A 10,467-nucleotide genomic window follows, 5' to 3' on the forward strand; every position below is an offset into this window, starting at 1 on the left:
ACTGATGTTGCCCGGGAACTTGCCCCGGAGGCTGCGGTTCAGTCGCTGGAATAATTCGGTGTGGGTGAGTTCCCTGCCCTCGAGGGCGGACAGAATCGCAGCCCGCACGGAGTTGTATTTCTGCTTGCTGATGTTCTTCCCACTTTTCCCCAGCGGGTGCCGGGTGAGTATCTTGTCTTCTGCCATCTTGATTTCCTCATCCTTGCTCGTAGGCTTGCCGCAAGCCCTGGATGTCGAGCTTCTTCATCTGAAGCATGGCCTGCATGACGCGCTGCGATTTTTTCGGGTCCTCGGCCTGCAGCAGCTCGCCGAGTACGGTGGGAACGATCTGCCAGGACACGCCGAATTTGTCTTTGAGCCAGCCGCAGGGTTGTTCTTCTCCGCCTGCGGAAAGCTTCTCCCAAAGGCGATCCACTTCCTGCTGCGTCTGACAGTGGACCATGAAGGATATGGCGGGTGAGAACTGGAACATGGGGCCGCCGTTCAAGGCCATGAAGCCCTGCCCGTCGAGCTCAAAGGTCACGGTCATGACCGATGCCTTGGGCTTGCCGGACATCCTGGCCCCGTCTTCGCCATAGCGGGCAACATTGCGGATCCTGGAGTTATGGAAGATGGAGACGTAGAAATTCGCCGCTTCTTCAGCCTGGCTATCGAACCACAAGCATGGAGTCATCTTTTGCATCGGTGTTTCCTTTCGCAGCTACGGTCTCAGGTTCAGGCAACGGTGGTTGTCAGGGCCAGTTGATACCTAGTAGGAACCGCCGAGGCCCTCCTGCTCGGCTGGCGACAGGACCTCCCGAATCCTGGCACTGTCGTAGAACGAGCGGATCTCCTTAATCAGGTCGTCCTCAACGCGCAACCAGTCACAGGATTCGACCACACCCTTGGGAGTCCTGTTCTCGAACCACACCGCCGCTTGGTTTCCGCTGGCGATGACATTCTTGACCTCGAGCTCCATGACGCTCTTGCGCGCCATCGGCTCAACGGTTGCCAGGTAGAATTCACGGCCTTCGAGCCTCCCGAATGGACTAACGTGGACAAAGTCCGGAGCCAGTCGCTGCCGAAGCCACTCCATGTCCATTTTGATCCATGCCTCAATCCAACCCACGGCCAGCTCGGCACTGTGTTCGCTCGTCGCCATGCAACCTCCTTCTCGCGAGATGCTCCTCCACACCTGTCGAGGCATCGCCACCAGCCCGCGGCGCTCGCCCGGGGAGAGACGACTGCACTCCCCCTGTGAACCGCAGGCCAGTGGCGATTACATCCGAGTTCTTGCTCAGGCTGCCGACGCAGACTTGGGCTGCAACTGCTGCTGCATCTGCTGCATGAACTGCCGCATGGCGGCCACGTGACCGGGGCTGCGCTTCTCCAGCCAGACTTCATAGCGCTGGGCAGCTTTTTCCATGTGGGCAAAGAGCTGCTTGTAGACCCACTTTTCCCGAGCCTCCGGAACGATGGGCTTGAGCTTCTCCCAGACCCCGAAGAATTCGCCGCTGGTCTCGAAGAAAAGATCTTCGTGGAGAAGACCATAGTTCAGAAGCGCGCAGGTCTGCTCCCAGTAACCGACAACCATGCCAAAGAACGCGCCGGCTTCGGTGCCGGGCGCGGCGATGCGCATGGCGTCGTCGAAGTTCTTGGGATGGTAGTCTTTGTGGAACCAGTCGCGGGCCTGGCGGAGCCGCGGCTCGCGGCGCAGATCATAGACCTGCAGGTGAAGTTGGGCTTGCTCATGTGTCGGTTTGCTTTCCATTATTCCTCGTCTCCTTGTTTTTTGTTTTGTGAAGGCTGTGGGTTGGGTTGGGAGTGGAGGGGGTGGCCGGGTTCGCGCCGCTCGAAGTTCCAGGCGGAGTCGCCGACTTGCGGCAGCAGCGGAGTGGGATCCCGTTGCAGCCAGCGGCGCCGGGCTTCAGCCAGAACCGCCTGGCGATTCTGCTCCATCCTTTCGATGACGGCGCAAGCCGCCCCGGTTTCCTCGTGCCGGGCTGCCCAGATGAGCAACTCGAGGACCACCGGCGCAAGATCGATTCCTTTTTCGGTGAGGCGGTAGTTCACGCGACGGGCATCCGTCTGTTCCGGCTCGGCGGTAATGATGCCCGCGGCTTCGAGCTTTTGCAGGCGGTCGGCGAGGATGTTGGTGGCAATGCCCTCACCCGACTGCTGAAACTGCTTGAAGGTGCGGTATCCGCGGACCATGAGGTCGCGGATGATGAGCAGGGACCAGCGGTCTCCGAAGCGCTCGAGCGAGATGCTCACCGGGCAACCGGAGCGACGTCTCGGCTTGGACTTCCGCGGCACGGAAGGCACGCTACCACGATTACTTGCTAAATGCAAGTAATGTATCCAGCCGGAAGTCCAGGACGACCGAAGTCCCCCGCACGGCGGACACGTCGATTCGTACTGATGTGCAAAGGAGTTGCGGGGAGGTTACTCCGCGATTACCAAAGAAACCTTTACATCGAAAGGGGACGACCCTAGACTGTGCGGTAGATGGCGAGGGCTGGGGCCGACCTGGCCGCCCACAGAGACCTCCGGAACAAGCCAGGCAGAATCCAAATCAAGAAGAGAACCGGTAACGGGGTGACCGGTGGTCAAGTGCTGCTTCATTGACGAGCGGGCCGACTTCTTCCAGCTATTGGGGGAGAAGCTGGGTGAAGAGTTCGAGATGCAGTCCGCCGAGGCGGACGATCGCGAACGGCTGACCCAGTGCGACGTGGTGCTGGTGGGACTGCCGCCCGCGGAGAGCCCGCGCTTCGCCAAGTCGCTGGAATCCCTGCAGAAGATTCTCCGCAACGCGGAGGCCGCGCCGGTGGTGGCCTTCGTGGCCGGGCCGGACAAGGCGGTGATGCGCCAGGCCATGTCGGCGGGCGCGTACGACTGCTTCGTGGAAACCAGCTCGATGGAGGAGCTGCGCATCGTGCTGCGGCGCGTGGTGCGTTTCCGCGACCTGAGCCGCGAAGTGGAACGGCTGCGGTCGCAAGGTCCGCAACTCAAGGATTTCCCGGCGATCTTGGGCGTGGACAGCAAGATCCGGGCGGTGTTCCAACTGGCGCAACGGGTGGCGCAGACCGACGCCACGGTGCTGGTGACGGGTGAGAGCGGGACGGGAAAGGAACTGGTGGCGCGGGCCATCCACCAAGCGAGCCCGCGAGCCAAAGAGCCGTTCGTGGCGGTGGCGTGCTCGTCGCTGCCGGAGACGCTGATCGAATCGGAATTGTTCGGGCATGAAAAGGGAGCGTTCACGGGCGCCAATGCGGTGCGCCGGGGACGTTTCGAAGCGGCGGGACAAGGGACCATCTTCCTGGACGAGATCGGTGAGCTTTCGCCGGCCATGCAGGTGAAGTTGCTGCGGGTGCTGCAGGAGCGGACATTCGAGCGCCTGGGGAGCAATAAGCCCACGGCCATGGAGGCGCGGGTGATCTGCGCCACCAACCGCAATCTGAAGCAACTGGTGGAACAGGGCGCCTTCCGGCTGGATCTTTACTACCGGTTGAACACGGTCGAACTGGAACTGCCTCCGCTCAGGGAACGTCGGGACGACATCACGCTGCTGGCGCACGCCTTCCTGCAGAATTTTGCGGAGCGGCACCAGAAGGCGGCGCGGCGCATCTCGCCGGCGGCGCTGTGCGCGCTGCAGGAATACGACTGGCCGGGCAACGTGCGCGAATTGCAGAACGTGCTGGAGCGCGCGGTGGTGATCTCGGACGGCCCGGACATCCGCATCAATCACCTACCTTCGCAGTTCGCAGGCTGGGAAGAGGAAACCGAGCCGGCGTCGTTCGAAGAGGAAGTGCGGAACTTCAAGCGGCGCCTGATCCAGCGCACCCTGCAGGAATACGGGAACAACAAGCTGCAAGCGGCGCGGTCGCTGAAGATCGCGCGTTCTTCCCTCCATCGGCTGATCGACGACTTAGATATTCCTTCCAGAGTGCAGTAGTCCGGTAACCCCGAGATCCTTCGCTTCGCTCAGGATTTCGCCCTTCAACTTCGCTCAGGGCAGGCTCAACTCAGCACTCAGCACTCAGCACTCAGGCGCGCTACAATCGGGCGCAGATGAGCGCGACCGAAACGGCGGTGAGAGAGGTATCCGGCGCGCCAGTCCTCTCTTCTTCTCCTCTCTCTTCTTCCCGGCTCTCGACGCGGCGGGTGTTCCACTGGGTGGTACTGGTGTCGCTGCTGGGGGTAACGGCGCGGCCCATCCTGGTGCCGGATTTCTGGTGGCATCTGCGCACCGGGCAATGGATGGTGGAGACGCGCAGCATCCCGCACACGGATCCCTTTTCCTACACCGCTGCGGGCAAGGCGTGGGTGACGCACGAGTGGCTGTCGGAAGTGCTGATCTGGGAGTTGTACCGCCTTGCGGGTTGGGGCGGACTAATCCTGTTCTTCAGCCTGGTGATTGCGGCGGCGTGGTGGCTGCTGGACCGACGCCTGGAAGGACAGCCGTTCGTGGCGGGATTCGCGCTGCTGCTGGGCGCCTTTTCGACCGCGCCGGTGTGGGGCGTGCAGCCGCAGATGTTCACCATGCTGCTGGCCAGCGTCTTCCTGGGACTGCTGCACAGCTATGCGCGCGACGGGAGCGGGAAGCGCTTGCTGTGGATGCCTCCACTGATGGTGCTGTGGGTGAATCTGCACGGCGGCTTCCTGGCGGGTCCGGCACTGGTGCTGGTGGTGGCGGCGGGATTGGCGCTGGATGAGTTGACGGATGGCCACGGATGGAAACCGGCTCTGCGGCGAACCCTGCCCCTGGTGGCGGCAGCGGCGGCATGCCTGGCGGTGATCCCGCTGAATCCGAACGGCACGCGGCTGTACGCATATCCCTTCGAGACGCTGCAGTCGGAGGCGATGGCGGCGAACCTGCGCGACTGGCTCTCGCCGGACTTTCACAAAGCCAGCATGCTGCCGTTCGCGGCGCTGATCTTCGCCACCGCGAGCGCCATGGCCATCTCCAGACGCCGGGCGCGTTTGAGCGACGTCACCCTGCTGGCGGTGACCGGGTGGCTGGCGCTGCGCTCGGGCCGGCACATTCCGCTGTTCGCCCTGGCGGCTACGCCGCTGCTGGCCGGGCATGCCTGGGACTGGATCCGCCAGCAAAGTTGGGGGAGATGGCTGGAACAGCCGGAGACTCCCCTGACGGCAACCAAGAGGTTGATGAACGCGACGGTGCTGGCGGTGGTGATTGCCGCCTGCGGGCTGTATTTCGCAAACGTAATCGCGAGCCAGCCCCAAGCGGAATCGGAGATTTTTCCGCGGCGTGCGGTCCAGTTCCTGAGACGGGAGAAGCCGCCGACGCCGATGTATCACCGCTACGACTGGGGTGGATACCTGCTGTGGAACCTGTACCCGGACTACCGCAGCTATATCGACGGCCGGGCAGACCTCTACGGGGATGAGTTCATGATGGAGTACTTCCGCACCTACCGTGGGCGGCCCCGGTGGCAGGAAACGCTGGAGCGGTTCGAGGTGAAGACAGCGATGGTGGAGCCCCTTTCGGCCATCGCCAGCCTGCTGCGGCAGGATCCGAACTGGACCAAGGTGTACGAAGACGACCAGGCGGTGGTGTTTGTGAAAAGGCAGTAGCCAGTTGCCAGTGGTCAGTAACCAGAGAAAGCTCCCCTTCCCCCTCCGGTTTCCGGTTCCGCTCTCCGCTCTGCCCTGCTGAGGCCCCACCGGGAGCTACCCCCCCCACTATCAGGCGGGGGCAGGCTCCACTGTCGCCCGGGTAGAGCAGCCACGTTGGTGGGGTGTCTCAGAAATCGGACAGTGGGGCAGGTTACTACGGCGGTTACCGCGTGTAATCGAAAGATAATAAAGAAAATATACATCCGGCTCTGGACTCTGATTTGCCCCCAAATTGCAGATATGAGGGCGAAATCGAGCGCTGGGGGCGCAAGCTCACCGGGGTTCGGGAGGAGACAACAGACATGAAGGACGTTCTTCGCAAGATGTGGCGGGATGACGAGGGCCAGGACATCGCGGAATACGCGCTGATGCTGGCGGTCATTCTGGTAGTCGTGATCGGGGCAGTCCGCCTGATCGGTACGAACGCGAGCAACATCTTCAACGCGGCTTCGGACCAGCTGACAACCCCGTAGGCGAGGCGGGGGAAGGAGGCAATCCGGGCCAGGCCCGATCCACCCTTGCGCTTCCCCAGGCTTTCGGAGTCCTATCGCCGGGATAGGGCGGCAGTGGCAGTACCCGGCTTTGTAACCAACCCTTGGAAGCCCAGTGGAGGAGACCATGAAGGAACTCGTCTGGAAGATGTGGAAGGATGACAAGGGCGAGGACATCGCCGAGTACGCGCTGATGCTGGCGGTGATTCTCGTCGTGGTGATCGGGGCGGTGCGCCTGATCGGGACGAACGCGAGCAACATCTTCAATTCCGCGTCGGACCAACTGACCACGCCGTAGGGTGTGCTGGATGCGAGCGGCAGGTGGGGTGACACCCCGTCCCATCCTGCCGCTCCCGGTTTTTTGAGCCATAATAGGAAGCCCAAGACCAGGAGACGCGAGGCGCCGTTATGTCGGAATGGTTGTGGCAAGCCTTTGTGATCGCCTTCGTGGTGACCTGCGCCATCGGAGACGCACGCTGGCGAAAAATCCCGCGGGCGTTCACCACCTGCGGAGTGATCGCCGGGCTGGCCTTCCATCTGTGGAGCGGGGGGCTGGCTTCGGCCGCAGCGGCGGCGTTCCTGGGATTCGCGGTCGGCCTGGCGTTTTTCCAGTTGGGGGCGATCGGCGGCGGAGACGTGAAGCTGATGGCGGCGCTGGGAGCGCTGCTGGGCCTGCAGCCTTGGCTGGTGGCCATGCAAATCGCGGTGTTCGTGGCGGCGCTGATGGCGGTGGCGCAGATCTTCAAGCGCGGCGCCTGGCGACAGACGCTCGAAAACATGCGGGAGATCCTGCGGGCACTGAAGGCGCAGGGGCTGCGGGCGCATCCCGTACTGCACGTGAGGAACGCCGCCATGATCCGGGCGCCGTTCGGCGTGGCCGCGGCCTGCGGGACCCTGTTCGCGCTGGTGGCACGATGAGGAACCAACGCAGTTACGAGCGTGGGGCCACGGTGCTGGAAGGCGCGGTCACGGTTCTTCTTTTCTTCACTCTGATTTTGGCGAACATCGAGTTCGGACGGGCGTACAATCAGTACCAAGTCATGACGAACGCGGCGCGCGAGGGCGCACGGTTTTCGGTGGCACCCTTCGCCGGAACCGGCACACTGCCGACCACGACCGACGTGGAGGCACAGGTGCAGCGGTTCCTGGACAGCGCGGGGGTTCGGGGGTCGACGGTTTCGGTGAACCAGAGCGTGACCGGGACCGTGAACAATGTGCAGGTCTTTCATACGCAGGTGACGGTGAACGCCCCTTATACGTTCTTCTTTTTCCGCTTCGGGTCGGTAGCCATGGGCGCAACCGCCACGATGCGCAACGAGAACTCCCCCTGAGCCGGGAGGAGGCATCCGAAGCATGAGGCGGTTGCAAGCGCGACACAGGGAACGGGGAACACAGATCGTAGAGATGGCAGTGGCGCTGCCGCTCCTGCTGTTCATGGCGCTGGTAGTGATCGAGGGGGCGGGCATGGTGCGCACGCACCAGGTGCTCAACAACGCCGCGCGAGAAGCGGCGCACCTCTCGACGTTTCAGTGGAACAAGGATACTCCCAACTTCTCGGCCACCCCTGCCCTCAAGAACCAGGCGGTGGCCTACGCGGCGGCCAACGGCGTGACCATCACGGCGGCCGATGTGACCATCAACCAATGCGTCATTCAGACGACGCCGGGCGGGGCAAACTCCTGGGCGTCGCGAGTGGCGGTACAGACCAACTATCAGTTTCGCTACTTGCCGAATATCCCGTTCATGGGCGCACCGGTTTCGGTGCCGATCGCCGGGCGGGCGGAGTTTATCAACTTTTACGGGTGTTAGCCCAGGGAGGGCCGAATGGACCGGAGAAGGTTCCTCATTGTGGGAATGGTAGCGGTGGGGCTGGCGGCGCTGGTGAGCTTTGGAGCGCTGCGCATTCTGCGGGGCGCGCAGGCCGATTCCGGCACCACCACCAACGTAGTGGTAGCCGCCAAGGCGTTGCAGGTAGGGCAGCAGATCCAGCTCTCGGACCTGCAGCTGGTGAGATTGCCGTCGGGACAATTGCCGCAAGGCGTCTTCCGTGACCTGAAGGAAGTGGCAGGCCGGGGCGTGATCGTACCGATCGCAGAAAAAGAAGTGGTGCTGAACAGCAAGCTGGCGCCGCGCGAGGCAGGCGCGGGGTTGCCGCCCAAGATCCCGCAGGGCATGCGGGCGGTCTCGGTACGGGTGCGGGAGGACATCTCGGTAGCCGGCTTTGTGCAGCCGGGAACGCGGGTGGACGTTCTACTGACCGGTACGCCGCCCGACATGACCGACGCGCAGACCGTGACCACCACGGTGCTGGAGAACGTGGAGGTGCTGACGGCAAACCAGGACCTGCAGGCCAAAGAGCCCTCCAAGAAGGAGACCACGGTGGTGACGCTGCTGGTGTCGCCGGAGGACGCGCAAAGGCTGACGCTGGCGACCACGCAGGGACGCATTCACCTGTCGCTGCGGAATCCGCTGGATCGGGATGAAGTGAAACCCAAAGGGACGTTCTACGGAGACCTGTACGTGGAAGCGGGCGCGCCGGAGCACCGTCGAGGCATGCGAGTGGCCGCGCAGCCCCAGGTGGCTGCGGCCAGAAAGAAGCAGCCGGTGGTACCCGCGCCGAGCAAGGTGTACGTGGTGGAGATGATTCGCGGGGACAAGCGTGACGAAGCCAAATTCTAACTGCCAGAATCCGGGGGACGGAGCGAGACGATGACACAAAGCGAGAGGCGATGGCTGTCGTTGTGGAGTCTGGTAGTAGCAGCGGCGCTGGCAACAGCGCCGGCGACCAAGGCGATGCAAGCGGCAGCCGAGGCGGGAGCCATGATGCCCAAGAAGGCTCCGACCAGCCTGGGAAAAGCGGTGTCGGGCGCCCAACAGGGAGCCGCCGAGGCCCTGGGTTCGGTGACACCGGGGGCCGTGAGCCCGGGGGCGCCGGCATCTGCGGAGATGGCGGGAGAAGCGGGGATGCCGCAGGAGGGCTTCCCGGAGGGCTCAGTGCCGCTGCGCGTGCTCTCGGGCAAGTCCATCCTGGTGAACACGACGGACCGACTGAAGCGAGTGGCGGTGAGCGATCCAACCATAGCCGACGCGCTGGTGGTGACCCCGACGCAGATTCTGGTGCACGGACGCCAGCCGGGCGAGGTGTCGCTGGTGCTGTGGGACGAAGCCGAGCGGTCGCGCAGCTTCGACCTGCGGGTGGACGTGGATGCGACCTCGGCGGCGGAGGAAATCCATCGTATTTTCCCCAGTGAGAAGATCGACGTGTCGGCCTCGCGCAACGCCATCGTGCTCTCCGGACACGTGAGCAGCGAGGAGATCCAGAAGAACGCCGGAGCGCTGGCCGGAGCGTATGCCAAGTCTGTGGTCAACGTGCTGACCTTCGGTCCGTACGAGCCCCAGGAAGTGCTGCTGCAGGTGAAGTTCGCGGAAGTGAACCGGGACGCTTTGCAGCGCTACGCGGTCAATCTGTTCTCGACCAACGTGTCCCTGCTCGGGCAGACGGGCACGGGCACCCGGCCGCCGGTGAACCTGAGCGACACGGATGTCAAGGATGTTGCGGAGAATGCCCTCAGTAGCGACCTGAACATCAATCCGCTCAATATCTTCCTGTTCCGAGGGGACGTGCACCTGGCAGCGGCTATCCAGGCGCTGAAGCAAAAATCGCTGGCCCAGATCCTGGCCGAGCCTAACCTGATCGCGCTGAACGGGAAGGAAGCCAGCTTCCTGGCGGGCGGCGAATTCCCCATTCCCATCGTGCAGGGCGGGGGCAACGTGGGCAACGTGACCGTGCAGTTCAAGGAGTTCGGGGTACGGCTGAAGTTCACGCCCTACATCATGCCCACGGGAAACATCCGGTTGAAGGTGGCTCCGGAAGTGAGCCAACTGGACTTCGCCAACGGCGTGACGCTTTCGGGATTCACGATACCGGCGCTGATCACGCGGCGGGCGGAGACCGAACTGGAGTTGCAGGACGGGCAGAGCTTTCTGATCGCCGGGCTGATGGACAACCGGGTGGCCAACGTGGCGGCGAAGATACCCGGCTTGGGCGATATCCCCATCATCGGCCATCTGTTCCGCAGCAAGTTCAACCAGAAGACGACCGGCGAGCTGATGGTGCTGGTGACGGCGCGCAAAGTGTCGCCCAGCGTCGATCTGCCGCCGGGACCACAATTCCCCCAAGATTTCCTGGACAAGCAGAAGTTCGACAAGTCCAAACCCAAGGAAGGGGGCAAGTGATGCGTGGCAAAAGCAGCAACCGCGAGCGAGGCATGACCATTGTCATGCTGGCGGTGTTTTTAGTGGTGTTGTTCGCGATGGCGGCGCTGGCCGTCGACCTGGGATTCGCCTATACCGCGAA

At 63.1% G+C, this 10,467-nt stretch carries 14 protein-coding genes; 9 read left to right on the forward strand and 5 right to left on the reverse strand.

Annotated elements, in window-relative coordinates:
• The 5 genes from VLE48_01500 to VLE48_01520 form a co-directional block, all read right to left on the reverse strand.
• Positions 1-186, reverse strand: a 186-nt coding sequence (locus VLE48_01500; GenBank protein ID HSA91659.1) for a hypothetical protein, incomplete at its 3' end; no start/stop codon positions are given.
• A gap of 10 nt (positions 187-196) precedes the next feature.
• Positions 197-682, reverse strand: a complete 486-nt coding sequence (locus tag VLE48_01505; protein ID HSA91660.1) for a VOC family protein — start codon at positions 680-682, stop codon at positions 197-199.
• 66 nt (positions 683-748) lie between these two features.
• Positions 749-1,141: a nuclear transport factor 2 family protein gene (locus VLE48_01510; GenBank protein HSA91661.1), complete on the reverse strand. Its 393-nt coding sequence runs from the start codon at positions 1,139-1,141 to the stop codon at positions 749-751.
• A gap of 135 nt (positions 1,142-1,276) precedes the next feature.
• Complete coding sequence (locus VLE48_01515; protein HSA91662.1) at positions 1,277-1,750, reverse strand: hypothetical protein; 474 nt, start codon at positions 1,748-1,750, stop codon at positions 1,277-1,279.
• Entirely contained in the window at positions 1,750-2,253 is a 504-nt protein-coding gene (locus VLE48_01520) for a helix-turn-helix domain-containing protein (protein ID HSA91663.1), read from the reverse strand. The genes VLE48_01515 and VLE48_01520 overlap by 1 nt, the downstream gene beginning before the upstream one ends.
• A 331-nt stretch (positions 2,254-2,584) precedes the next feature.
• Here VLE48_01520 and VLE48_01525 point away from each other — a divergent pair, with 331 nt between their 5' ends.
• From VLE48_01525 to VLE48_01565, 9 genes are all read left to right on the forward strand, one after another.
• Positions 2,585-3,934 carry a sigma-54 dependent transcriptional regulator gene (locus tag VLE48_01525; protein HSA91664.1) on the forward strand — a complete coding sequence of 450 codons (1,350 nt, stop codon included), beginning with the start codon at positions 2,585-2,587 and terminating at the stop codon, positions 3,932-3,934.
• 116 nt (positions 3,935-4,050) lie between these two features.
• Positions 4,051-5,577, forward strand: coding sequence for a hypothetical protein (locus tag VLE48_01530; protein ID HSA91665.1), 1,527 nt, complete (start codon positions 4,051-4,053; stop codon positions 5,575-5,577).
• Positions 5,578-5,921: 344 nt separating this feature from the next.
• Positions 5,922-6,092 carry a Flp family type IVb pilin gene (locus VLE48_01535; GenBank protein ID HSA91666.1) on the forward strand — a complete coding sequence of 57 codons (171 nt, stop codon included), beginning with the start codon at positions 5,922-5,924 and terminating at the stop codon, positions 6,090-6,092.
• Positions 6,093-6,237: 145 nt separating this feature from the next.
• Positions 6,238-6,408 (forward strand): hypothetical protein, encoded by a 171-nt coding sequence (locus VLE48_01540; protein HSA91667.1) that lies wholly within the window; start codon positions 6,238-6,240, stop codon positions 6,406-6,408.
• Between the two features lie 110 nt (positions 6,409-6,518).
• Positions 6,519-7,028, forward strand: a complete 510-nt coding sequence (locus VLE48_01545; GenBank protein HSA91668.1) for an A24 family peptidase — start codon at positions 6,519-6,521, stop codon at positions 7,026-7,028.
• Positions 7,029-7,060: 32 nt separating this feature from the next.
• Positions 7,061-7,441, forward strand: coding sequence for a TadE family protein (locus VLE48_01550; protein ID HSA91669.1), 381 nt, complete (start codon positions 7,061-7,063; stop codon positions 7,439-7,441).
• Between the two features lie 22 nt (positions 7,442-7,463).
• Positions 7,464-7,919: a TadE/TadG family type IV pilus assembly protein gene (locus VLE48_01555; protein HSA91670.1), complete on the forward strand. Its 456-nt coding sequence runs from the start codon at positions 7,464-7,466 to the stop codon at positions 7,917-7,919.
• 15 nt (positions 7,920-7,934) lie between these two features.
• Positions 7,935-8,789, forward strand: coding sequence for a Flp pilus assembly protein CpaB (cpaB, locus tag VLE48_01560; GenBank protein ID HSA91671.1), 855 nt, complete (start codon positions 7,935-7,937; stop codon positions 8,787-8,789).
• Between the two features lie 30 nt (positions 8,790-8,819).
• A complete protein-coding gene (locus tag VLE48_01565; GenBank protein ID HSA91672.1) occupies positions 8,820-10,346 on the forward strand; it encodes a type II and III secretion system protein family protein in 1,527 nt (508 codons plus the stop codon).
• The last annotated feature ends 121 nt before the right edge of the window (positions 10,347-10,467 follow it).

Source organism: Terriglobales bacterium, from assembly GCA_035454605.1.
In the GTDB taxonomy this organism is placed as follows: domain Bacteria; phylum Acidobacteriota; class Terriglobia; order Terriglobales; family Acidobacteriaceae; genus DATMAB01.